At 69.1% G+C, this 23,182-nt stretch carries 24 protein-coding genes; 18 read left to right on the forward strand and 6 right to left on the reverse strand.

Features of this window, described 5'->3' with window-relative positions; all coding sequences use genetic code 11:
* Window positions 1-39 precede the first annotated feature (39 nt).
* Window positions 40-873, forward strand: a complete 834-nt coding sequence (locus tag WD026_RS13020; RefSeq protein ID WP_425724083.1) for a 5'-methylthioadenosine/adenosylhomocysteine nucleosidase — start codon at window positions 40-42, stop codon at window positions 871-873.
* On the opposite strand, the gene corA is transcribed toward WD026_RS13020, so the two are convergent.
* Together corA and WD026_RS13030 are read right to left on the reverse strand one after the other, a co-directional pair.
* Window positions 812-1,798 (reverse strand): magnesium/cobalt transporter CorA, encoded by a 987-nt coding sequence (gene corA, locus WD026_RS13025; RefSeq protein WP_425724084.1) that lies wholly within the window; start codon window positions 1,796-1,798, stop codon window positions 812-814. The two genes, WD026_RS13020 and corA, sit on opposite strands and share 62 nt — an antisense overlap.
* Window positions 1,799-1,957: 159 nt before the next feature.
* The gene (locus tag WD026_RS13030) at window positions 1,958-3,202 is read right to left on the reverse strand and encodes a patatin-like phospholipase family protein (protein WP_425724085.1); all 1,245 of its coding nucleotides are present in this window, start codon (window positions 3,200-3,202) and stop codon (window positions 1,958-1,960) included.
* Window positions 3,203-3,412: 210 nt separating this feature from the next.
* On the opposite strand from WD026_RS13030, the gene hpf reads away from it, so the two are divergent.
* The 3 genes from hpf (at window position 3,413) to hprK (ending at window position 5,339) form a co-directional block, all read left to right on the forward strand.
* Window positions 3,413-3,742, forward strand: a complete 330-nt coding sequence (gene hpf / locus WD026_RS13035; protein ID WP_086121607.1) for a ribosome hibernation-promoting factor, HPF/YfiA family — start codon at window positions 3,413-3,415, stop codon at window positions 3,740-3,742.
* Window positions 3,743-3,895: 153 nt separating this feature from the next.
* Window positions 3,896-4,366: a PTS sugar transporter subunit IIA gene (locus tag WD026_RS13040; RefSeq protein WP_425724086.1), complete on the forward strand. Its 471-nt coding sequence runs from the start codon at window positions 3,896-3,898 to the stop codon at window positions 4,364-4,366.
* Between the two features lie 22 nt (window positions 4,367-4,388).
* On the forward strand, window positions 4,389-5,339 hold the full coding sequence (hprK, locus tag WD026_RS13045; RefSeq protein WP_425724087.1) for an HPr(Ser) kinase/phosphatase: 951 nt from the start codon (window positions 4,389-4,391) through the stop codon (window positions 5,337-5,339).
* 12 nt (window positions 5,340-5,351) lie between these two features.
* Here the strand turns inward: hprK and fur are convergent, their stop codons facing one another.
* Window positions 5,352-5,792, reverse strand: coding sequence for a ferric iron uptake transcriptional regulator (fur, locus tag WD026_RS13050; protein ID WP_425724088.1), 441 nt, complete (start codon window positions 5,790-5,792; stop codon window positions 5,352-5,354).
* A 60-nt stretch (window positions 5,793-5,852) separates the two neighbouring features.
* Here fur and WD026_RS13055 point away from each other — a divergent pair, with 60 nt between their 5' ends.
* From WD026_RS13055 to WD026_RS13070, 4 genes are read left to right on the forward strand one after another with little or no spacing between them, the layout of a single operon-like run.
* Complete coding sequence (locus tag WD026_RS13055) at window positions 5,853-6,455, forward strand: outer membrane protein assembly factor BamE (protein ID WP_425724089.1); 603 nt, start codon at window positions 5,853-5,855, stop codon at window positions 6,453-6,455.
* Window positions 6,452-7,255: a 4-hydroxy-tetrahydrodipicolinate reductase gene (dapB, locus tag WD026_RS13060; protein ID WP_425724090.1), complete on the forward strand. Its 804-nt coding sequence runs from the start codon at window positions 6,452-6,454 to the stop codon at window positions 7,253-7,255. Before WD026_RS13055 ends, dapB begins: the two co-directional genes overlap by 4 nt.
* 20 nt (window positions 7,256-7,275) lie before the next feature.
* Window positions 7,276-7,929, forward strand: coding sequence for a MotA/TolQ/ExbB proton channel family protein (locus WD026_RS13065; protein WP_425724091.1), 654 nt, complete (start codon window positions 7,276-7,278; stop codon window positions 7,927-7,929).
* A 38-nt stretch (window positions 7,930-7,967) separates the two neighbouring features.
* Window positions 7,968-8,351 carry an ExbD/TolR family protein gene (locus WD026_RS13070; RefSeq protein WP_425724092.1) on the forward strand — a complete coding sequence of 128 codons (384 nt, stop codon included), beginning with the start codon at window positions 7,968-7,970 and terminating at the stop codon, window positions 8,349-8,351.
* 16 nt (window positions 8,352-8,367) lie between these two features.
* Here WD026_RS13070 and WD026_RS13075 read toward each other — a convergent pair whose 3' ends face one another.
* On the reverse strand, window positions 8,368-9,624 hold the full coding sequence (locus WD026_RS13075; RefSeq protein WP_425724093.1) for a mechanosensitive ion channel family protein: 1,257 nt from the start codon (window positions 9,622-9,624) through the stop codon (window positions 8,368-8,370).
* A 90-nt stretch (window positions 9,625-9,714) separates the two neighbouring features.
* Between WD026_RS13075 and leuS the strand changes: the two genes are divergently transcribed.
* The 3 genes from leuS to holA are packed head-to-tail and all read left to right on the forward strand — an operon-like array spanning window position 9,715 to window position 13,986.
* Window positions 9,715-12,399, forward strand: a complete 2,685-nt coding sequence (gene leuS / locus WD026_RS13080; RefSeq protein WP_425724094.1) for a leucine--tRNA ligase — start codon at window positions 9,715-9,717, stop codon at window positions 12,397-12,399.
* Between the two features lies 1 nt (window position 12,400).
* On the forward strand, window positions 12,401-12,934 hold the full coding sequence (lptE, locus tag WD026_RS13085) for an LPS assembly lipoprotein LptE (protein WP_425724095.1): 534 nt from the start codon (window positions 12,401-12,403) through the stop codon (window positions 12,932-12,934).
* On the forward strand, window positions 12,934-13,986 hold the full coding sequence (gene holA, locus WD026_RS13090) for a DNA polymerase III subunit delta (protein ID WP_425724096.1): 1,053 nt from the start codon (window positions 12,934-12,936) through the stop codon (window positions 13,984-13,986). The genes lptE and holA overlap by 1 nt, the downstream gene beginning before the upstream one ends.
* Window positions 13,987-14,001: 15 nt before the next feature.
* Here holA and WD026_RS13095 read toward each other — a convergent pair whose 3' ends face one another.
* Window positions 14,002-14,964, reverse strand: coding sequence for a helix-turn-helix domain-containing protein (locus tag WD026_RS13095; RefSeq protein WP_425724097.1), 963 nt, complete (start codon window positions 14,962-14,964; stop codon window positions 14,002-14,004).
* Between the two features lie 200 nt (window positions 14,965-15,164).
* On the opposite strand from WD026_RS13095, the gene WD026_RS13100 reads away from it, so the two are divergent.
* Genes WD026_RS13100 through WD026_RS13125 form a run of 6 tightly spaced genes read left to right on the forward strand, consistent with a single transcriptional unit; the run spans window position 15,165 to window position 21,344 of the window.
* Complete coding sequence (locus WD026_RS13100) at window positions 15,165-16,337, forward strand: amino acid ABC transporter substrate-binding protein (protein WP_425724098.1); 1,173 nt, start codon at window positions 15,165-15,167, stop codon at window positions 16,335-16,337.
* Entirely contained in the window at window positions 16,337-17,239 is a 903-nt protein-coding gene (locus WD026_RS13105) for a branched-chain amino acid ABC transporter permease (RefSeq protein WP_425724099.1), read from the forward strand. The genes WD026_RS13100 and WD026_RS13105 overlap by 1 nt, the downstream gene beginning before the upstream one ends.
* The gene (locus WD026_RS13110) at window positions 17,236-18,264 is read left to right on the forward strand and encodes a branched-chain amino acid ABC transporter permease (RefSeq protein WP_425724100.1); all 1,029 of its coding nucleotides are present in this window, start codon (window positions 17,236-17,238) and stop codon (window positions 18,262-18,264) included. Before WD026_RS13105 ends, WD026_RS13110 begins: the two co-directional genes overlap by 4 nt.
* The gene (locus WD026_RS13115) at window positions 18,254-19,057 is read left to right on the forward strand and encodes an ABC transporter ATP-binding protein (protein ID WP_425724101.1); all 804 of its coding nucleotides are present in this window, start codon (window positions 18,254-18,256) and stop codon (window positions 19,055-19,057) included. The genes WD026_RS13110 and WD026_RS13115 overlap by 11 nt, the downstream gene beginning before the upstream one ends.
* Window positions 19,054-19,848, forward strand: coding sequence for an ABC transporter ATP-binding protein (locus WD026_RS13120; RefSeq protein WP_425724102.1), 795 nt, complete (start codon window positions 19,054-19,056; stop codon window positions 19,846-19,848). Before WD026_RS13115 ends, WD026_RS13120 begins: the two co-directional genes overlap by 4 nt.
* A 41-nt stretch (window positions 19,849-19,889) precedes the next feature.
* The gene (locus WD026_RS13125) at window positions 19,890-21,344 is read left to right on the forward strand and encodes an aldehyde dehydrogenase (protein ID WP_425724103.1); all 1,455 of its coding nucleotides are present in this window, start codon (window positions 19,890-19,892) and stop codon (window positions 21,342-21,344) included.
* A gap of 7 nt (window positions 21,345-21,351) precedes the next feature.
* On the opposite strand, the gene WD026_RS13130 is transcribed toward WD026_RS13125, so the two are convergent.
* Window positions 21,352-21,678 (reverse strand): addiction module antidote protein, encoded by a 327-nt coding sequence (locus tag WD026_RS13130; protein WP_425724104.1) that lies wholly within the window; start codon window positions 21,676-21,678, stop codon window positions 21,352-21,354.
* 205 nt (window positions 21,679-21,883) lie between these two features.
* Between WD026_RS13130 and WD026_RS13135 the strand changes: the two genes are divergently transcribed.
* Window positions 21,884-23,164, forward strand: coding sequence for a glutamate-5-semialdehyde dehydrogenase (locus WD026_RS13135; protein WP_425724105.1), 1,281 nt, complete (start codon window positions 21,884-21,886; stop codon window positions 23,162-23,164).
* Window positions 23,165-23,182 lie beyond the last annotated feature (18 nt).

Below are 23,182 nucleotides of genomic sequence, written 5' to 3' on the forward strand. Positions count from 1 at the left end.
CCTCCGGGGAACGGGGCCGCTTCTGGTCCAATCCGGGGCATGGATACCCATGCCCGTACCCGTTCAACGATCGAATCGCCGCTGGCCATCGTGGCCGCCCTGCACGAAGAGATCGCCGGTCTGATCGACCGCATGCCCGACGAGCAGCGCGAGCGCCATGCCGGCCGCGATTTCTGGTGCGGCCAACTGCACGGTCAGCCGGTGGTGCTGGTGCTGTGCGGCATCGGCAAGGTGGCGGCGGCCACCACCGCCGCGCTGCTGGTGGAGCGGTACCGGGTGGGTCGCATCGTGTTCACCGGCGTGGCCGGCGGCCTGGGGCCGGGCGTGCGGGTGGGCGATGTGGTGCTGGCCCGGCAGTTCCTGCAGCACGACATGGACGCCTCGCCGCTGTTCCCCCGCCACGAGGTGCCCGGGCACGGGCGTTCCCGTTTCGACGCCGACCCCCTGCTCACCGACGGCCTGGAGCTGGCCTGCGAACGCATGCTGTCCGTGCTGCCCACGCAGCTGCCGCCGGCCACGGTGCAGGCCTTCGGCCTGCAGGCCCCGCGCCTGCACCAGGGCCTGCTGCTCAGCGGCGACCGCTTCGTGGCCACCACGGCCGAGAGCCGCGCGCTGCAGGCCGAGCTGCCCGATGCCCTGGCGGTGGAAATGGAAGGGGCGGCCATGGCTCAGGTCTGCCACGACCTGGGTGTGCCGCTGGCCGTGGTGCGCACCATCTCGGACCGCGCCGACGACAGCGCGCATGTGGACTTCCCGCGCTTCCTGCGCGAGGTGGCCAGCCGTTACAGCGCGGCCACCATCGAGGCGCTGTTCACTTCAGCCAGCCCCGCTTGCGGAAGTACAGCATCGGCCCCAGGGCAGACAGCACCATGAGCGCCAGCGCGTAGGGGTAGCCCCACTCCTGCGCCAGCTCGGGCATGTACTGGAAGTTCATGCCGTACACGCTGGCGATCAGCGTGGGCGGCAGCAGCGCCACGCTGGCCACCGAGAAGATCTTGATGATCTTGTTCTGGTTGATGTTGATGAAGCCGACCGTGGCGTCCATCAGGAAGTTGATCTTGTCGAACAGGAAGGCGGTGTGGCCGTCGAGCGAATCCAGGTCGCGCAGGATCTGGCGCGCATCCTCGAACTGCTCGGCGCTCAGCAGCCGGCTGCGCATCATGAAGCTGACCGCGCGGCGGGTGTCCATCACGTTGCGGCGGATACGGCCCGACATGTCCTCGTGGCGGGCGATGGCGGCCAGGGCTTCACCGGCCTTGTTGTCGGTCACCTCGCCGGCCAGCACCTGACGGCTGACTTTTTCGAGGTCGTCGTAGATGTCCTCCAGCGTGTCGGCGCAGTACTCGGCGTCGGCGTCGAACAGCATCAGCAGCACGTCCTTGGCGTTCTCGATCAGGCCGGGCATGCGGCGCGCGCGCATGCGCAGCAGGCGGAACACCGGCACGTCCTCGTCGTGGATGGAGAACAGCACGCCCCGGCTCTTGAGCTGGTCGTTGTTCTCGTTGAGGATGAAGGCCACCCGCACGGCGCGGGGGTTGTCCTCGTCGTCGATCAGGAAGTCGCTGCGCACATGCAGCTCGCCGTTGTCTTCCTCGAAGAAGCGGGCGGATTCCTCGATGTCCTCGTCCATCGCGTCCTCGGGGATGGACAGGCCGAAGTGCTGCTTGACCCAGCGCCGCTCTTCGGGCGTGGGGTCTTCCAGGTCGACCCAGATGGGTTTGAACCTGGCGAGTTCTTCCAGCGACTCGATCTCTTCCTGGAAGAGGCGGCCGTTGGCCAGGGTGAAGACGTTGAGCATGGATGGCTCCCGGCGGGTTTTCGGTCTGGGTGGGGCGGTTCGGGGCTGCTTTCAGCCAGCGAGGCCGCTGGTCACGTCAGACGGCGGCGGGGCGGGCTGAAAGCACGCAACTGGGTGGCGTGCTGTCCATGCGGATCTCCATGTGGGGGAATGGGCGGATTATGTCACCGGCCCATGACGGGCCATCGCCGCGTCATCGGCCAGAAAAGCCGTCAGTTCGTCCTTGCGTCGCCAGGCATCGTGTTCACCCAGCTGGATGAGGGCCTGCACGAAACCGGGCTCGAACAGCAGGTAGCTGGCCAGCGCGGCGGCGCTGCCGGCCGCGCCCCGCGCATCGTCCAGCGCGCCCAGTCCCACCAGCGTGTTGCGGGTGGAGGTCGGCAGCTCGTTGAGGTGCTTCATGGCCAGCTCGTCCAGCGACAGGCTGGGCTGGATGGCCAGCACCTCCACCGGCCGGTAGGGCAGTGCCGCGGCCAGATCGGCCGGCAGCCGGGCCAGCGTCTGGCTGACCCGGGTGGTCTGCTCCACATCGGCCTGCAGCGTGTCGTGGAACACGCTGGCCATGGCATGGCCGGCGATGGTGCCGGCCGTGGGCTCGCCGGCATGGGCCGGCGCCAGGCCGGCGCGCTGGGGTTGTCCCACGCCGATGACCAGCACCCGCCGGGCGCCGGCCTGGATCGCCGGTGACAGCGGCGATAGCTGCCGCATGGATCCGTCGCCGAAATGCTCCAGGTGGCCTTCCACCCACAGCGGCACCGAGGGGAACAGGAAGGGAATGGCGCTGGAGGCCATGAGGTGTTCGATGGTGATGGGCTGGAACTCGGCGCGCCGGCCGGGTCGGCGCCAGGGCCGCAGCTCGCAGCGGCTGGCGGTCTGGCAGAAGGTCCAGTGCTCGCCGGTGGTGTAGCTCGACGCGGTCACGCCCAGCCCGTCGATCACGCCCGATTCCAGCGCCGACTCCAGCTGGCGCAGGTCGATGGCCTTGTGCAGCGTGTCCACCAGCGGCAGCGTGTCGAGCAGGGCCCGATGGCGGCGCACCTGACGGGCCAGGGTCCAGCCGGCGAACAGGCGGCTGGCGCGCACCCAGGACGGCGCCTCCAGCCGGTACACCCGTTCGGAGCGCAGCTGCGACCAGAAGGCCGCCATGCCGTCCAGGGCGTCCAGCCCCCGGGCCGACTGGCTGGCCAGGTAGGTGGCATTGAGTGCGCCGGCCGACGTGCCGAACAGCCAGCGGAACGGGAAGCCGCTGCCGCCGGGCCGGCGCATCGCTGCCACGGCCTTGAGCACGCCGGCCTGGTAGGCGGTGCGCGCCCCGCCGCCCATGAGCACCAGCGCGCAGCCACCGTCGTGGATGGGGCGGCTGGCATGGCCCAGGTTGTGGCTGATCAGTGTGTCGAGGGACATCGAGGACTCCGCAGGGTGTTCTGCATTGTCGTCAATCCGGTGCGCAGCATGAGGCGGCCATGGGGAGGATCGGGCTAACCCGAAAGGCTTCATTCGCGTGATCGACTTGCCAGCCGGCGGCATCGGGGGCATAGTGAATCCAAGCCATCCCCGTGGCCGCAGCCCTGGGCCGGCGGCCTGTGTCAACCCGGAGCAATAGGAGGCTCATCCATGAACCTGACGATCAGCGGTCACCATCTGGAAGTCACGCCCGCCCTGCGCGGCTACGTCACCAGCAAGCTCGAACGGATATCGCGACATTTCGATCAGGTGGTCGACATCAAGGTCCTGCTGACAGTGGACAACCTCAAGGAAAAGGACCTGCGCCAGCGCGCCGAGTGCAACATCCACGTCAAGGGTCGCGATCTGTTCGCCGAAAGTGCCCATGCCGACCTGTATGCCGCCGTCGACGACCTGGCCGACAAGCTGGACCGCCAGGTGCTGCGCTACAAGGACAAGGCGCAGGACCATCACCACGAGGCGGCCAAGCGCCTCATGTGATGCCGGTTCGTGATGCTTCGCACGGCGAGCCGCCCCCGGCGGCCCCGTGTGTTGCGCCGCAGCAATCAGCCGCTTTGTCAAGCGGCTTTTTTGTCTCCCATGCCTAGCCATGGGGGACCAACTCGGCATAATTCGCGGTCCGAAAGGGCCCGCATGAACCGTCTATCCGCCATATTGCCTGCCGCACAGGTGCTGGTCAGCGTCGAAGCGACCAGCAAGAAACGCGCGTTCGAAGAAGCCGGTCTGCTGTTCGAGAGCCTGCATGGCCTCAACCGCGCCCTCATCACCGACAGCCTGTTCGCCCGCGAGCGCCTGGGCTCCACCGGCCTGGGTCATGGCGTGGCCATTCCGCATGGCCGCATCAAGGGCCTCAAGCAGCCGCTGGCGGCCGTGTTCCAGCTCGGTCAGGCCATCGGTTTCGACGCTCCGGACGAGCAGCCGGTCCAGCTGATGATCTTCCTGCTGGTTCCCGAGGCCGCCACCCAGAAACACCTGGAGATCCTGTCCGAGATCGCCGAGCTGCTCAGCGACAGCGCCCTGCGCGAGCAGATGAAGGTGTCCAGCGATGCAGCCGCCCTGCATGCGCTGATCTCCGGCTGGCAATCGGCCCACGCGGCCGCCTGATGCCGGCCACCGGCGCACCGGCTTGAAGCCCACCGTCGTCAGCGCCGACGTCCTGTTCGAGGACCACCGCGAGCCGCTCAAGTGGCAATGGATCGCCGGGCTGGGAGCGTCCGAGCGCCGGTTCGACGAGGTGGCGGTGCGTGCCGCCCGGTCGGGTGCCGACCTGGTGGGTTACCTGAACTACATCCATCCCTACCGGCTGCAGGTCATCGGCGAGCGCGAGGTGGCCTACCTCACCAGCCCGAACGCCGACGACAACCGCCGCCGCGTGGCCCGCATCGTGACGCTGGAGCCCCCGGTGCTGGTGGTGGCCGACGGCCAGACCGCGCCCGACGAGCTGCTGGCCATGTGCGAGCGCGCCCAGATTCCCATGTTCGCCACCCAGGAGTCGGCGGCTTTCGTGATCGACGTGCTGCGCGCCTACCTGTCGCGCCACTTCGCCGACCGCTCCACCATGCACGGCGTGTTCATGGACATCCTGGGCATGGGGGTCATGATCACTGGCGAGTCCGGCCTGGGCAAGAGCGAGCTGGGCCTGGAGCTGATCTCGCGCGGTCACGGCCTGGTGGCCGACGATGCGGTCGACCTGTACCGCATCAACCAGACCAGCATCGAGGGCCGCTGCCCCGAGCTGCTGCAGAACCTGCTGGAGGTGCGCGGCATCGGCCTGCTGGACATCAAGGCCATCTTTGGCGAGACGGCGGTGCGCCGCAAGATGCGGCTGCAGCTCATCGTGCACCTGGTGCGCCGCGAGACCATGGAGCGCGACTACGAGCGCATGCCGCACGAGCCGCTGTACCAGGACGTGCTGGGCGTGCCGGTGCGCAAGGCGGTGATCCAGGTGGTGGCCGGTCGCAACATCGCCGTGCTGGTGGAGGCGGCGGTGCGCAACACCATCCTGCAGCTGCGCGGCATCGACACCTACCAGGAGTTCGTGGCCCGTCACCGGGCCGCCATGAGCCGGGGCGAGTGACCGGCGTGCGCCTCAGCGTTGCCCGCTTTTCTGGCGGTGCTCGCAGTCGGTCTTGGTGCAGTTGGCGTAGAGCGAGAGCGCATGCTCCTGCAGCTTGAAGCCCCGGGTCTGGGCGACCATCTGCTGCCGGCTCTCGATCTCGGCGTCGAAAAACTCCTCCACCCGGCCGCAGTCCAGGCACACCAGGTGATCGTGGTGCTGACCTTCGTTGAGCTCGTAGACCGCCTTGCCCGACTCGAAATTGCTGCGGGTGAGCAGACCGGCCTGCTCGAACTGCATGAGCACCCGGTACACCGTGGCCAGGCCGATGTCGGAGCGCTCTTCCAGCAGCACCCGGAACACGTCTTCGGCGGTCATGTGGCGCTGCTTGGCCGACTGGAAGACTTCGAGGATCTTCAGGCGCGGCAGCGTGGCCTTCAGGCCCGTGCTCTTGAGTTCTTCGATGTTGGTCATGGTCGGTGCGCGGGCGCTGATGCGGGGCGGCGAAACCACCCCGATGGCTACAATGGCTGGATGATATCGCCACCCGTGTTCCTGCTCCACCCATCGTCGCGCGTCCGGTCTGCCGTGGCCCGAGCGGGCACCCGTCTGGCGCTGCTGGCTTCGGTCGCTGCCCTGAGCGCCTGCTCCAGCCTGACCGACCGCCTGCCCTCGGTGACCAGCCTGGTCACGCCCTACCGCATCGACATCGTGCAGGGCAACGTGGTCACCCGCGAACAGGTCCAGGCGCTGCGCACCGGCATGTCGCGTGATCAGGTGCGCGGCATCCTGGGCTCGCCCCTGGTGGCCAGCGTCTTCCATGCCGATCGCTGGGACTATGTGTTCAGCTTCTCCCGCCAGGGGCAGGAGCGGCAGCAGCGCAAGGTGGCGGTGTTCTTCAGGAACGATGTGCTGGAGCGCTTCGAGGCCGACGAGCTGCCCAGCGAGCTGGAATTCGTGGCCTCGCTGGACGTCAAGCGAGGCAGCGGCAAGACCCCGGTGCTGGAAGCCACCGAGGAGCAGCTGAAGAAGTTCGAGGAAGCCAACAAGCCGCGCAACCCGGCGCCGGCACCCACGGCCGAACCGGCACCCACCACCTCCAGCTTCCCGCCGCTGGACGCCGGAGCCGCCCGATGAGCCACCGCATTTGTGTGGCCGGCGCCAGCGGGCGCATGGGCCAGATGCTGATCGATGCCGTGCGCGCCGCCGACGACTGCGTGCTGTCCGGCGCGCTCGACATCCCGGCCAGTCCCGCCATCGGCCAGGACGCCGGTGCCTATGCCGGGCAGCCGCTGGGCGTGGCCATCACGGCCGACGTGGCCGCCGGCCTGCAGGGCAGTCAGGTCCTGATCGATTTCACCCGCCCCGAGGGCACCTTGCAGCACCTGCGCGAATGCGTGAAGCAGCGGGTCAACCTGGTGATCGGCACCACCGGCTTCACCGACGCCCAGAAGGCCGAGATCACTGATGCGGCGAAGCACATCGCCATCGTCATGGCGCCCAACATGAGCGTGGGCGTGAACGTCACGCTCAAGCTGCTGGAGATGGCGGCCAAGGCCATGGCCACCGGCTACGACATCGAGATCATCGAAGCCCACCACCGCCACAAGGTGGACGCGCCCAGCGGCACCGCGCTCAAGATGGGCGAGGTGATCGCCGATGCCCTGGGGCGCGACCTCAAGGATTGCGCGGTGTATGCCCGCGAAGGCGTGACCGGCGAGCGCGACCCGTCCAGCATCGGTTTTGCCACCATCCGTGGTGGCGACATCGTGGGCGACCACACGGTGCTGTTTGCCGGCACCGGCGAGCGCATCGAGATCACGCACAAGTCCAGCAGCCGGGCCACCTATGCCCAGGGCAGCCTGCGGGCGGTGCGTTATCTGGCGGGCCGCACGGCCGGTCTGCACGACATGTTCGACGTGCTCGGCCTGCGCTGAGCCGAACCCTCCCGATCCGCATGCTGGAGCTGTTCGCCCGAGCCGACATGGTGGGCCGGGCGGTGGCCCTGCTGCTGCTGCTCATGTCGGTGGTCAGCTGGGTGCTGATCCTGCGCAAGGGCTGGCTGCTGCAGCGGGCGTCGCGGGATCTGCCGCTGGCGCTGGTGGCCTTCTGGCAGTCGCCCGACTGGTCTGCAGCGCCGGGCCGTCTGGGCACGCTGGATTCGCTCGGCCTGCTGCGCCCGCTGGTGGACGCCGCCCTGCGCCTGGACGCCGAGGCCGGATCCACCCTGGCGGCCACCGGCGAGCGCACCGGCCGGCTCACCCGCCTGCTGCGCGACGCGCTGACCGACGTGGTCCGCCGGCTCCAGACCGGTCAGGTGTGGCTGGCCACGGTGGGGGCGACCGCGCCCTTCGTGGGTCTGCTGGGCACGGTGTGGGGCATTCACCAGGCGCTGTCTGCCATCGGGTCCGAAGGGGCCATGCGCATCGAGCTGGTGGCCGGCCCGGTGGGCGAGGCCCTGGTCATGACCGCCGCCGGCCTGGCCGTGGCCCTGCCGGCGGTGCTGGCCTACAACCTGATGGGGCGGCGCATCGCCCGCCTGGAGGCCGATCTGGAGGGCTTCGCCCACGACCTGCGCGAACTGCTGGCGCCTGCCGGCCCACGCGCATGAGCTTCGGTCGGCTCTCCGGCGCACGCAGGGCCGAGCCCATGAGCGAGATCAATGTCACGCCGCTGGTGGACGTGATGCTGGTGCTGCTGGTGATCTTCATCGTGGCGGCACCCCTGATGGCCGGCCGCCTGGCGTTGCAGCTGCCGCAGGCCCAGGCCACGGTGAGCGGCCTGCCGGCGACCGCGCTGCGGGTGGCCATGGACGCCCGTGGTGCCGTCACGCTCAACGACCAGCCGGTCACCGATCTTGAGCTGCGCCAGCAGCTGCAGGCCACCGGCGCCAGCCGGCCCGACACCGAGGTGCTGCTGCTGGCCGACGCCACCGTGCCTTACGGGCGGGTGGCGGCCTTCATCGGCATGGCCCAGGCGGCCGGGCTGTCGCGCATCGGTTTTGTAGGGCAGCCCGCCGCCGAGCCGCGTTGAGCGGCTGCTGCCCTGGTCAGGCCCGCCGCAGGCGCTCCTGCAGGCCCATGCGCAGGTCCTTGCCGGTGGGGGCCTGGAAGGGCTCCAGGTCGAACTCCGGCAGCATGGCCAGCAGGTGGTCGAACACATCACCCTGGATGCGTTCGTACTCGGCCCACACGGTGGTGGCGGTGAAGCAGTACAGCTCCACCGGCACGCCTTCGGAGGTGGGCTCCAGCGTGCGCACCATCAGCGTCATGCCGGGATGGATGCCGGGGTGGGCCCGCAGGTAGGCCTCCACATAGGCGCGGAAGGTGCCCAGATTGGTCAGCCGCCGCTGGTTGGCGGGGTGCACCGCCACCTCGCCGAGCTGTTGTCGCAGGCTGTCGTTGGTGGCCTGGATGGCGCGGCGCTTGTCTTCCAGGTAGGGCCTCAGCAGGGCGATGCGACCCAGCCGTTCGATCTCGTGCGGCTCCAGGAACCGCACCGAGGGCGTGTCCAGCCGCAGGGTGCGCTTGATGCGCCGCCCCCCCGACTCCGACATGCCGCGCCAGTTGCGGTAGCTCTCCGACATGAGCCGCCAGGTGGGGATGGTGGTGATGGTCTTGTCCCAGTTCTGCACCTTCACCGTGTGCAGTGCGATGTCGATGACCGCCCCGTCGGCGCCCACCTGCGGCATCTCGATCCAGTCGCCGACCCGCAGCATGTTGTTGGAGGCCAGCTGCACGCCGGCGGTGAACGACAGGATGGTGTCCTTGAACACCAGCATCAGCACCGCCGACATGGCGCCCAGGCCGGACAGCAGGATCAGCGGCGAGCGGTCGATGAGTGCCGCCACCGCAACGATGGCGCCCAGCAGGAACAGCACCAGCTTGCCCAGCTGCACATAGCCCTTGATGGAGCGGGTCTGCACGGCGGCAGGCGCGGTGTCGCCGTCGTGGCCGGCCTGCACCGCGTCGAGCAGGGCCATGAGCACCCGCACGCCGTGCACCACGGTGAGGGCCACGGCCACATTGCCGATGACGGTGGCCGCGCCGGTGGCCAGATCGGGCACCAGGCCCACACCCAGCTGCACCACCAGCGACGGCACCACCTGCGCCAGCCGGCGCAGCACCACGGTGTCCAGCATCACCTTCGCCCAGCGGGTCTGCAGCCGTTCGCGCACCTCGCTGAGTCCCCGCTGCAGCAGCCATTGCGCCAGCACGCGTGCGGTCAGGGCGGCCAGGGCCAGGCTGGCCAGTCCCAGGGCGGTTCGGGCCCAGGGGTCGAGGGTGGGGAGCAGCTCAGGTGTCAACGATGGAGGTCCTTGGGTCGTGTGGTGGGGGTGAGCGCCTAAAATCGAAGGCTTGCAGTCGTGCGACTGCCACCCCCCTCCATAGTTCCCATGCAAGACAAATACAGCCCACAAGAGGTGGAGCGTGCGGCGCACGCGCACTGGACCGCCAACGACGCCTACCGCGTGACCGAGGAGGCCGGCAAGAAGAAGTTCTATGCCTGCTCCATGCTGCCCTACCCCAGCGGCAAGCTGCACATGGGCCATGTGCGCAACTACACCATCAACGACATGCTCACGCGCCACCTGCGCATGAGCGGCTACAACGTGCTCATGCCCATGGGCTGGGACGCCTTCGGCCTGCCGGCCGAGAACGCAGCCCTCAAGAACGGCGTGCCGCCGGCGAAGTGGACCTACGAGAACATCGCCTACATGAAGAAGCAGATGCAGGCGATGGGGCTGGCCATCGACTGGAGCCGCGAGGTGGCCACCTGCTCGCCCGACTACTACCGCTGGAACCAGTGGCTGTTCCTGAAGATGCTGGAGAAGGGCATCGCCTACCGCAAGACCCAGATCGTGAACTGGGATCCGGTGGACCAGACGGTGCTGGCCAACGAACAGGTCATTGACGGCAAGGGCTGGCGCACCGGCGCGGTGGTCGAGAAGCGCGAGATTCCGGGCTACTACCTCAACATCACCGCCTACGCCGACGAGCTGCTCGACCATGTGCAGCTGGGCAACGAGAAGGCCACGCTCAATGGCTGGCCCGACAAGGTGCGGCTGATGCAGGAGAACTGGATCGGCAAGAGCGAGGGCGTGCGCTTCGCCTTCCCGCACGGCATCCGTGGTGCCGACGGCGCGCTCATCAACGACGGGCGCCTGTACGTCTTCACCACCCGCGCCGACACCATCATGGGCGTGACCTTCTGCGCCGTGGCGCCGGAGCATCCGCTGGCCCAGCATGCGGCCGCCACGAACCCGGCATTGGCCACCTTCATCGAGGAATGCAAGAAGGGCGGCACCACCGAGGCCGAGCTGGCCACGCAGGACAAGCTGGGCATGCCCACCGGCCTGACCGTCACGCACCCGCTCACCGGCGCTGCGGTGGACGTGTGGGTGGGCAACTATGTGCTCATGACCTACGGCGACGGCGCGGTGATGGGCGTGCCCGCGCACGACGAGCGCGACTTTGCCTTTGCCAGGAAATACGGCATCGCCATCCGCCAGGTGGTGGCGGTGGAGGGCGAGACCTTCAGCACCGACGCCTGGGCCGAGTGGTACGGCGACAAGCAGCGCGGCGTGTGCGTGAACTCCGGCGCCGGATTCGAATTTTTGGACGGCCTGAACCAGAAGGCCGCCGTGGACAAGGTGGCTGCTCTGCTGGCCGAGCAGGGCCTGGGCGAGAAGAAGACCACCTTCCGCCTGCGCGACTGGGGCATCAGCCGCCAGCGCTACTGGGGCACACCGATCCCCATCATCCACTGCGAGGCCTGCGGCCCGGTGCCGGTGCCCGAGAAGGACCTGCCGGTGCGCCTGCCCGAAGACCTGGTGCCGGACGGCAGCGGCAACCCGCTCAACAAGTGCGACGCCTTCCTGAAGGTGGACTGCCCCTGCTGCGGCAAGCCCGCGCGGCGCGAGACCGACACCATGGACACCTTCGTGGATTCGTCCTGGTACTTCATGCGCTACTGCGACCCCACCAACAGCAACAAGATGGTGGCCGAGGGCGCGGACTACTGGATGCCGATGGACCAGTACATCGGCGGCATCGAGCACGCCATCCTGCACCTGCTGTATGCGCGCTTCTGGACCAAGGTGATGCGTGACCTCGGTCTGGTGAAGGTGGACGAACCCTTCACCCGCCTGCTCACCCAGGGCATGGTGCTCAACCACATCTACTCCCGCCGCACCGAGAAGGGCGGCAAGGAGTACTTCTGGCCGCACGACGTGGAGCATGTGCTGGACGAGGGCGGCAAGATCGTCGGCGCGAAGCTCAAGAATCCGGTGGGCGCGTTGCCGGTGGGCACGCCCATCGACTACGAGGGCGTGGGCACCATGTCCAAGTCCAAGAACAACGGCGTCGATCCGCAGGACCTGATCGAGAAGTACGGCGCCGACACGGCCCGCCTCTACACCATGTTCACCGCGCCGCCCGAGGCCACGCTGGAGTGGAACGATGCGGCGGTGGAGGGCAGCTACCGCTTCCTGCGCCGCGTCTGGGCCTTCGGCCACCGCCATGCCGATGCGCTGCGTGCCGCCACCGCCGCCGACCTGAGTGGCGCCACCCTGCGCCCCGAGGCCCGCAAGCTGCGCCGCGAGATGCACCTGGTGCTCAAGCAGGTCAGCTACGACTACGAGCGCATGCAATACAACACCGTGGTGTCGGGCTGCATGAAGCTGCTCAATGCCCTGGACGACTTTGCCTTCGACGACAGCCCCGGTGACGCCGCCGTGCGCTGCGAAGGCATGTCGCTGCTGGTGCGCATGCTCTACCCGGCCTGCCCCCACATCACCCATGCGCTGTGGACCGAGCTGGGCTACGCCCGCGCCGTGGGTGACCTGCTGGATGCGCCGTGGCCGGTGGTGGATGAGGCGGCCCTGGTGCAGGACGAGGTGGAGCTGGTGCTGCAGGTCAACGGCAAGCTGCGCGGCAGCGTGACCGTGCCGGCCGGTGCCGACAAGGCCGCCATCGAGGCCGCCGCCCTGGCCAGCGAGGCGTTCCAGAAAGCCGCTGCCGGCGCTGCGCCCAAGAAGGTGGTGGTGGTGCCGGGCCGGCTGGTCAACGTGGTGGTCTGACATGGCCGCGCCGTCCTCCCGCCGCTCCCTGCTGCTGGCCGCGCCCGCACTGCTGCTGGCCGGCTGTGGCTTTCGCCTGCGGCAGGCGCCGAAGTTCGACTTCGCCTCGCTGCGCATCGCCGGGCTGGAGAACAACACCGTGGCCCTGGAGCTGCGGCGCGAGCTGCGGCTGAACGGCCTGCCGGCGGTCAACGGGGCCGACCCGGTGCCGCCGCCGGTCAATGGCGTGCCCGCGCCCGGGCCCGACGTGGTGCTCACCGTGCTCACCGACCAGCGCGAACGCGCCGCAGTGGGCCAGACGGCGGCCGGCCAGATCCGCGAGCTTCAGCTGCGGGTGCGTTTCCGCTTCCGCCTGCGCAGCGCCGACGGCCGTGACCTGATCGACGACACCGAGATCCTGATCGAGCGCGAACTCAGCTTCAACGAGACCGTGGCCTTGTCCAAGGCGGCCGAAGAGACCCGGCTGTACGAGGACATGACCACCGACATCGTGCAGCAGGTGGTGCGGCGGCTGACCACGGTGAAGGTGCGCTGATGCAGGTGGCGGCGCCCCAGTTGGCCGCCCAGCTGCAGCGCGGCCTGCGCAGCCTCTACACCCTGCACGGCGACGACCCGCTGCTGGTGCAGGAAGCGGCCGATGCCATCCGCGCTGCGGCCCGGGCCCAGGGCCATACCGAACGCACGGTGCACACCGTGGCCGGCGCGCACTTCGACTGGAGCGGCGTGCTGGCCAGCGGCGCCTCGCTCAGCCTGTTTGCCGACCGCCAGCTCATCGAGGTGCGCATTCCCTCCGGCAAGCCGGGCAAGGATGGCTCGCAGGCCCTGCAGCAGCTGGCCGAGTCGGCCGATGGCAACGACAGCACGCTGCTGCTGGTGCTGCTGCCCCGGCTGGACATGGCCACCCAGAAATCGGCCTGGTTCGCTGCGCTCGATGCCCATGGCGTGACGGTGAAGATCGACCCGGTGGACCGCAAGGCACTGCCGGCCTGGATTGCGCAGCGCCTGCAGGCCCAGGGCCAGCGGGTGGTGGCCGGCGACGAGGGCCAGCGCACCCTGCAGTTCTTTGCCGACCGGGTGGAGGGCAACCTGCTGGCTGCGCACCAGGAGATCCAGAAGCTCGCCCTGCTGCACCCGCCGGGCGAACTGGGCTTTGCGCAGGTGGAAGCGGCGGTGCTGAATGTGGCCCGGTACGACGCCTTCAAGCTGGCCGAGTCGGTGCTGGGCGGGCAGGTGCACCGCGTGCAGCGCATGCTGGACGGCCTGCGGGCCGAGGGCGAGACGCCGGTGCTGGTGCACTACGCGCTGGCCGAAGACATCCGCACCCTCAACCGGGTGCGCGCCGCCATGGACGACGGCCGGCCCTTGCCGGTGGCCCTGCGCGAGAGCCGCGTGTGGGGCGTGCGCGAAAAGCTCATGGAGCGGCTGCTGCCGCTGCTGCCCCCCGCCACGCTGGCGCGCTGGCTCGACGACGCCCATGTGGTGGACGGCATTGCCAAGGGCCTGAAGTCGCCGGGCTGGCCGGCCGACCCCTGGCTGGCGCTGCACCAGCTGGCCATGAAGGTGGCCCAGGGCTGCGCCCTGCGCTGACTGGCTGCCGGCCGTTCAGGCCAGGTGGCTCATGGCGCTGGCGCGCCACTCGCTGGGCGAACGGCCGGTGTGTTCGCGGAACACCCGGCTGAAGTGCGCGGTGCTGTTGAACCCCCAGGACATCGCGATCTCGGTGATGGTGCGCTGCGCCCGGCCGGGGTCGGCCAGCTCGCGCATGCAGCCCTGGATGCGCTGGCGCTGGATGTAGTGGGCCAGCGTGTCTTCCTCGTCCTGGAAGGCGTTGTGCAGGTGCCGCTTGCTGCAGTTTAGCGAGCTGGCGATGTGGTCGAGTGTGAGCGCCGGGTCGCGCAGGTGCTGGCCGATGTGCAGCCGGATGCGGTCGCGGAAGGCCTGCAGCTGGGTGGTGGCGTCGGCCCGGCCGGCCAGCTCCTGCAGCGACAGCCGCACCAGCTGCAGGATGAGTTCGCCCGCGCCGCGCGCGGCGGCTTCGCTCATGCCCGGCAGCTCCTGGTAGGTGGTGCGCATGGTCTCCAGCGCCACGCGGGCGATGCCGCTGACCCCGCCCACGTGCCGCGCCATCAGCGGCTCCAGGCGCAGGCCGCGTTCGGACAGCTCGTCCTTGGGCAGCATGACGATCAGGTGCTCCACCCGCTCCGGGTTGGCCACCTCGTAGTCGCCCGAGGTGTCGTAGATGGCCCAGCCGCCGGGCCGCACCCAGGCCTGCCGGCCCATCTGCTGCACGCCGGCGCTGCCCTGCCAGGGTGCCACGATCTTGAGGTAGGCCCGGTCGGCCGCCTGGGCCATGCGCGGGCTCTTGATGACACGGTGGCGGTTGGCCTCCAGCCGGGTGAGGATGACGTCGCCCGCCTTCGACGCCGCCATGCGGCCGTCGAAGCTGTCGTCGCCGTACAGGTCGGATTCGAGCCCGCCGAAGTGGGTCCAGATCCAGTCGCGCCACACCGCGGCGCGCTCGGCGGGCGCGACCTGGTCGGTGTTCATGGCGGGTGCGTGGGACATGGCGGTCGGATTATCCGGATGCGCCGCCGCCCTGCGGCACGCGGGGGCGGCATGCCGGGTAAACCCTGAGGCCCATGCACGATTGATCAAACAGGTAGTGCGCCGCCAGCCAAGCGCAAAGCGGGTCGGCCACCTACCATGACAAGGTCAGTCAACCCACAACCGGAGACAACACCATGGTGAACACGAACCGCCGAGTCATGATCCAGCGCACCGCCGCCACGGTGGGCGCCCTGTCCGTCGCACCGCAGCTGCTGGCCCAGTCCGCCCCGGTGCGGGTGGGCTACTCCATGTCCCGCACCGGTCCCTGGACCGGGGGTGCCCAGACCAGCCAGGAACCCAACTACCTGCTGTGGGCCGAGCAGCAGAACGCGGCCGGCGGTCTGGACGTGAAGGGCGTGCGCCGCCGCATCGAGCTGGTCAGCAGCGACGACCGCAGCGACGTGGAAACCGTGGTGCGCACCTACGAAAAACTCATGGGCAGCGACAAGGTCGACCTGGTGCTGCCGCCCTGGGGCAGCAACGCCAACTTCGCCACCGCCCCGCTGGCCAACCGCTTCGGTTACCCCTTCCTGGCGCCCACCGCGCTGTCGCGCCGCCTCATCGAGATGAAGCTGCCCTTCTTCTTCTCGCTGCTGCAGCAGCCCAAGCCCATGTGCGATGCCGTGGTCGACATGCTCAAGGCCAACGGCGTGAAGACCGTGGCCTGCATCTACGTGGACGACCTGTTCGGTCTGGAGAACTACGCTGCGCTGAAGGTGGCACTGCAGGGCACCGGCATCCAGCTGGTGGAAGACAAGAGCTACCCCGGCGGCGTGAAGGACCTCTCGCCCACGCTGCGCTCCATCAAGGACAAGAACCCCGACGCCTTCATCGGCTTCACCTACCCGCCCGACACCATCCTGGCCAGCCGCCAGGCCAAGGAGATCGGCTTCAACCCGAAGTTCTTCTACGCCTCGGTGGGCACCGCCTTCCCGCTGTACAAGAACGTCATCACCGCCGCCGGCGCCGAGGGCGTGCTGGGCATGGGCAGCTGGAACAGCAAGACCAGCGCCGGTGCCAAGGCCTACTTCGATGCCCACGTGGCCAGCCAGAAGAAGGAACCGGATCGCTGGGCCAGCGGCGCCTGCTGGGCCGGCCTGGAGATCCTGACCGCCGCCGTCAAGGCGCAGGGCCTGGACCGCAAGGCCATCCGTGACTATGTGGCCAACACCACGCACAAGACCATCCTGGGCGACATCCGCTTCCAGGGCAGCGAGAACGTGGGCACCCCGGGCAGCGTCGGCCAGTGGCAGAACGGCGAGTTCGAGGTGGTGTGGCCGGCCAGGATCGCCACCGCCAAGCTCAACCCCAACAAGCCCGCCTGGAAGTGATGTCGTTCTCCGCGTGGATCGAGCTGATCGCCTCCGGGCTCATCACCGGGGGCATCTATGCCCTGGTGGCGCTCGGGCTGAACCTGCAGTACGGGCTGATGCGCATCCTCAACATCGCGCACGGCGAGTTCCTGATGGTGGGCGCCTTCGTCACCTGGATGGTGCAGACCTCGTTCGGACTGTCGCCGCTGTGGATGATTCCGGTGTCGTTCGCCCTGCTCATGGGCATCGGCGTGGCGGTGCACTGGCTGTGCTTCCGCCGGCTCACCGCCACCTCGCCCAACCTCGACGTGTTCGAGGCGCGGGGCCTGATGGTGGCCTTCGGCCTGATGTTCCTGGTGCAGAACGCCATCTCGTGGATCTGGGGCGGTGATCTGCGCGGATACGACTTCCTGACCCAGCCCCTGGCCATCCCGCTGCCGGGGGGCCAGGCGCAGTTCGCGGTCAACAAGCTGCTGGTGTTTGCGCTGGCCCTGCTGTTTGCCGGCGCGCTCATCGTGCTGCTGCGCATGACCCTGCTGGGCAAGGGCGTGCGGGCGCTGATGCAGTCGCCGGTGGGCGCGCAGCTGGTGGGCATCGACACCCGTCGTCTGCATCCGCTCATGTTCGGCATCGGCCTGGGCCTGTCGGGCGTGGCCGGCTGCCTGCTGTCCATGGCCTACACCATCAGCCCGTCCATGGGCGAGCCCTACACCGTGACCGCGCTCATCGTCATCACCCTGGGCGGCTTCGGCAGCATGGGCGGTGCGCTGGCCGGCGGCCTGCTGCTGGGCGTGATCGAGGCGCTCGGCATGCACTTCACCAACCCGTCGCTCAAGGCCCTGCTGAGCTACGTGGTGTTCATCGGCGTGCTGCTGCTGCGCCCCGAGGGACTGTTCGCCCGAAAGACCCGCAAAGCATGAACGCCCGCCAGATCCTCATCCGCGACCTGCTGGTCCTGTTCGGCCTGACCGGCTGGGCCGTGGCGCTGCCCGGTTTTGCCAGCGAGTTCGTCACCTCCATGGCGCTCACCTGCCTGATGTACGTGGCGCTGTCGTCGAGTTGGGCGCTGTTCTGCGGCACCACCCGCTACCTGTCGCTGGCCACTTCGGCCTTCTTCGGCATCGGTGCGTACACCAGCGCGCTGTCCCTGGAGCACATGCCCTGGGCGCAGGCGGTCATGCTGGGTGCACTCATCGCTGCGGCGGTGGCCATCGTCATGGGCGCGGCGGTGCTGCACCTGCGCGGCACCTACTTCGCGGTGCTCACTTTCGGCATGACCGAACTCATCCGCCATGCCATCAGCTATTTCGAGAAGAGCGTGACCGGCACCGTGGGCCGGGTGCTGATGGTGGTGCCCGAGGCCAGCACCGTGTACTACACCGTGCTGCTGCTGGCGGTGCTGGCGGTGGCGCTGTCCATCGTGATCCGCCGCACCCGCTTCGGCCTGGCCATGCTGGGCATCGGCGCCGACGAGCAGCGCGCCCAGACCCTGGGCGTGAACACCCGCCTGATCAAGATCGCCGGCTTTGCGCTGACCGCCGCCGTGGCCGGCGCGGTGGGTGCGGCCATGAGCGTGCGCTGGACCTACATCGACCCGCACACCGTGTTCAACCCCTTCATCGGTTTCCAGACGGTGCTGATCGCACTCATCGGTGGCGCCATGACGCTGTGGGGCCCGCTGATCGCGGCCATCGTGTTCAGCGTGCTGGCCGAAACCTTGCGCCTGCAGGTGCCGCAGGTCTACATGATGTCGCTGGGCCTGCTGCTGATCCTCTCGGTGCTGTACCTGCCGGGCGGCCTCGCCTCGGTGCGGGCCGAGACCTTCCGCGCCTGGGGCCGCGACATCAAGTCCGGCTGGGCCGATCTGCGCGACGAGCTCAGCGGCGAGAGGCGCCGGCGCGAGGCGCGCGAGAAGCAACTGCGGGAGCGTCGCCATGGCTACTGAACCCCTGCTGCAGGCGGCCGAGGTGACGGTGCGCTTTGGCGGACTCACGGCGGTCGACGCCGTGTCGGCCACCTTCATGCCCGGCGAGCTGGTGGGCATCATCGGGCCCAACGGCGCCGGCAAGACCACCTTCTTCAATGCCATCTCCGGCGTCACCCGGCCCACCAGCGGCCGCCTGGTGGTGGCCGGCCGCGACCTGAGCGGGCGCGGGCCGCACCGCTTTGCGGCCAACGGCCTGGCCCGCACCTTCCAGACGCCGCGCACCTTCGCCGACATGGCGGTGCGCGAGAACATCGAATTCGGCCTGAAGTTCGCCGGTCGCCGCCCGCGCCGCTACTGGCTGTGGGGCGAGGAGGCCTCGGTGCCATGGGCGCTGCGCACGGCCGACAGCATCCTCCACCTCATCGGCCTGTCGGCCCAGGCCGATCTGCCGGCTGCCGCCATCACGCCGTCGCAGCAGCGCCTGCTGGAGATCGGCATGGCCCTGGCCACGCGTCCGCGCATGCTGCTGCTCGATGAGGTGGCCGCCGGCCTGACCGAGAGCGAGGTGGAGGACATGGCCCGCCTGATCCGCCGCCTGCGCGACGAGCTCGACCTCACCGTGGTCTGGATCGAGCACGCCGTGACCACGCTGCTGCGCCATGTGGAGCGCGTCATCGTGCTGCACCAGGGCCGCAAGATCGCCGACGGCAAACCCGCCGACGTGGTGCGCGACCCCGAGGTCATCGAGGCCTACCTGGGCGACGAGATGGCCACCGACCCCACCGAAGCCGCCGCAGGAGCCGCCGCATGATGTGGTATCGCCAACAACCTTTCGAGCTCGGCGGCTCGGACCGTGCCCACCTGAAAGTGCAGGGCCTGAGCGCCGGTTATGGCGCCTTCCTGGTGCTGCGCGACATCGAGCTCGACATCCGCCCCGGCCTGACCGTGGTGCTGGGCCCCAATGGCGCCGGCAAGACCACGCTGCTCAAGGCGCTGAACGGCCTGATCCGCCGCCAGGGCGATGTGCGCCTGAACGGCGCCGACCTGCCCGAGAAGACCCACGAGATCGTGCAGGCCGGCGTGGCCCTGGTGCCCGAGGGCCGGCAGCTGTTCCCGCAGCTCACCGTCACCGAGAACCTGGAGCTGGGTGGCTGGCTCTGCCCCAAGGCCGAGCGCGCCCGCCGCCTGGAGCAGGCCTTTGCCGACTTCCCCAAGCTGCGCGAACGCGCCCAGCAGCTGGCCGGCACCATGAGCGGCGGTGAGCAGCAGATGGTGGCTGTGGCCCGCGCCATGATGTCCGCCCCGCGCCTGCTCATGCTCGACGAACCCTCGCTCGGCCTGGCCCCTCGCATGGTGGACGAGCTGCTGGCCATCGCACGCCGCATTGCCGATGCGGGCACCACGGTGCTGATGGTCGAGCAGAACGTGCGCAAGGCCCTGGCCGTGGCCGACCGCGGCTATGTGCTGGAGCGCGGCACCCTGGTGGCCAGCGGGCCGGCCCGGCTGCTGGCCCGCTCCAGCGTCATCCGCGAGGCCTACCTGGGCGCCGGCAGCGAGCCCGCCAGCAAGTCCGCTGCCAAGCCGGCCGCCGCCACCGCCTGAACGCCACCCGTACACCCACACGCATCCCTCAGGAGAACAACATGTCCGATCTGTCCATGCTCATCAACGGCCTGAAAGTGACGGCCGAGAAAGGCGCCACCTTCGAGCGCCGCAACCCGCTCGACGGCTCGGTGGCCACCCGCGCCCCGGCCGCCAGCGCGGCCGACGCCGTGATGGCGGTGGAAGCCGCCGCCGAAGCCTTCAAGACCTGGAGCGAGACCGGCCCCGGCACCCGCCGTGCGCTGCTGCTCAAGGCCGCCGACGCGCTCGAATCCAAGACCCCGCGCTTCATCGAGGCCATGGCCGCCGAGACCGGTGCCACCGCCATGTGGGCCGGTTTCAACTGCATGCTGGCCGCCGGCATGATCCGAGAGGCCGCCGGCCTGACCACCCAGATCAGCGGCGAGCTGATCCCCTCCGACGTGCCCGGCTCCATGGCCATGGCCGTGCGCCAGCCGGCCGGCGTGGTGCTGGGCATCGCGCCCTGGAACGCCCCGGTCATCCTGGGCGTGCGCGCCATCTGCGTGCCGCTGGCCTGCGGCAACACCGTGGTGCTCAAGGGCAGCGAGAACTGCCCGCGCACCCACCAGCTCATCATCGAATCGTTCGAAGACGCCGGCTTCCCGCCCGGCGTGGTGAACTACATCACCAACGCCCCGGCCGACGCCGGTGCCGTGGTGGAGGCCATGGTGTCGCACCCGGCGGTGCGCCGCGTCAACTTCACCGGCTCCACCAAGGTGGGCAAGATCATTGCCGGCACCTGCGCCCGCTACCTCAAGCCGGTGGTGCTGGAGCTGGGCGGCAAGGCGCCCATGGTGGTGCTGGACGACGCCGACCTGGACGACGCCGTCAATGGCGCGGCCTTCGGCAGCTTTGCCAACAGCGGCCAGATCTGCATGAGCACCGAACGCATCATCGTGGACCAGAAGATCGCCGACGACTTCGTGAAGAAGTTCGGCGACAAGGCCCGCAACCTGCCGGTGGGCGACCCGCGCAAGCCCGACCCGGTGGTGCTGGGTTCGGTCATCGGCATGGCCACGGTCAACTTCTGCAACGAACTCATCGACGACGCCCTGGCCAAGGGCGCCAAGCTGGTGTGTGGCGGCAAGAGCCAGGACACCCTCATGCCGGCCACCGTGCTCGACCACGTGACCCCGGCCATGCGTGTCTACCGCGAGGAAACCTTCGCGCCGCTCAAGTGCATCGTGCGGGTCAAGAACACCGAAGAGGCGATCGCCTGCGCCAACGACAACGAGTACGGCCTGTCGGCCTCGGTGTTCGGCCGCGACATCGCCCGCGCCTACAACGTGGCCCGCAAGATCGACAGCGGCATCTGCCACGTCAACGGCCCCACCGTGCACGACGAAGCCCAGATGCCGTTCGGTGGCGTCAAGGGCAGCGGCTTCGGCCGCTTCGGCGGCAAGGCCGGCGTGGCCGAGTTCACCGAGCTGCGCTGGATCACCATCCAGACCACGCCACGGCACTACCCGTTCTGAACGGACTTCAGGGGGCGGCGGTCACGTGCAGCCGTACCCCCAGCGCCCGAGCCACCTTGAGCACGGTCAGAAAGCTGGGGTTGCCGGTCGGGCTCAGCGCCTTGTAGAGGCTCTCGCGGCTGAGCCCGGCGTCGCGGGCCACCTGGCTCATGCCTTTGGCTCGGGCGATGTCGCCCAGCGCCCGGGATATCCCGGCCACATCGTCGGGTGCATCGGCCAGCCAGGCGTCCAGGTAGGCGGCCGTGGCCTCGGGCGAGTCCAGGTACTCGGCCACCTCGAAGGCCTGCATTGCAGGCCGGGCAGCGCGGGATCTGGGGGGCTGTGTGGATGGCATGGTCAGGTCCTGAGTTGTCGGGCCAGCGCCGTGGCCACTGCCGGAACTCGACGGTCTGCTCGGCGCGCTCGAAGTGAGTGTATCTCATGGGATACGATTTTTGTGCGATCGCTCCGGCACTACCGCCATGGGGTATGCCTGACGCCTGGAGCGCGACCACCAGGCCCGGTCTGCTCCGTGATGCCCCGGTGAGACAATCGAGGGCATGAACGCCAGCAACACCACCGAACTCATGCACACCCTGGGCCAGCAGGCCCAGGCCGCCTCGCGGCACATGGCCCGGGCCGGTGCGGCCACCAAGGTGGCGGCGCTGCAGGGCCTGGCGCGGCTGCTGCGGGCCAATGTCGCCAGCCTGCAGGCCGCCAACGAACTCGATCTGACCCGTGCCCGGGCCGCCGGCCTGGCCGAGCCCATGGTCGACCGCCTCAAGCTCACGCCCAAGGTCATCGAGACCTGCGCCCTGGGCTGCGAGCAGCTGGCCGCCATGCCCGACATCATTGGCGAGATCTCCGGCCTGCGGCAGATGCCCAGCGGCATCCGCGTGGGCCAGATGCGGGTGCCCATCGGGGTGTTCGGCATGATCTACGAGAGCCGGCCCAACGTGACCATCGAGGCGGCCAGCCTGTCCATCAAGAGCGGCAACGCCTGCATCCTGCGCGGCGGCTCGGAGGCCATCGATTCCAACCGGGCGCTCGCCGCCCTGGTGCAGCAGGCCCTCACCGACGCCGGCCTGCCGCTTGAGGCGGTGCAGCTGGTGCACACCACCGACCGCGCGGCCGTGGGCCACCTGATCGCCATGCCGCAGTACGTGGACGTGATCATCCCGCGCGGTGGCAAGGGCCTGATCGAGCGCATCAGCGCCGAGGCCAAGGTGCCGGTCATCAAGCACCTGGACGGCAACTGCCACACCTATGTGGACGACCCGTGCGACCTCGACATGGCGGTGCGCGTGGCCGACAACGCCAAGACCCAGAAGTACAGCCCCTGCAACGCCACCGAGAGCCTGCTGGTGGCACGCGGCGTGGCGGCAGCCTTCCTGCCCCGCATCGGCGCGGTGTACGCCGCCAAGGGGGTGGAGATGCGTGGCTGTCCCGAGTCGCTGGCGCTGCTCTCGGCCGTGCCCGGCGCGCGCCTGACGGCCGCCACCGAGCAGGACTGGGGCGAGGAGTACCTGGCGCCGGTCATCAGCATCAAGGTGGTGGAGGGTCTGGACGAGGCCATCGCCCACATCAACCGTTACGGCAGCCACCACACCGAGTCCATCCTGACCACCAACCATGTGCATGCGCAGCGTTTCCTGCGCGAGGTGGATTCGTCCAGCGTGATGGTCAACGCCAGCACCCGGTTCGCGGATGGCTTCGAGTACGGCCTGGGTGCCGAAATCGGCATCAGCACCGACAAGTTCCACGCCCGGGGCCCGGTGGGTGTGGAGGGACTCACTTCGCTCAAGTACGTGGTGCTGGGCGAAGGCGAAATCCGCACCTGAGCGCGCTCAGGCCCTTGC

Source organism: Hydrogenophaga sp. R2, assembly GCF_049843595.1.
GTDB lineage: Bacteria > Pseudomonadota > Gammaproteobacteria > Burkholderiales > Burkholderiaceae_C > Hydrogenophaga.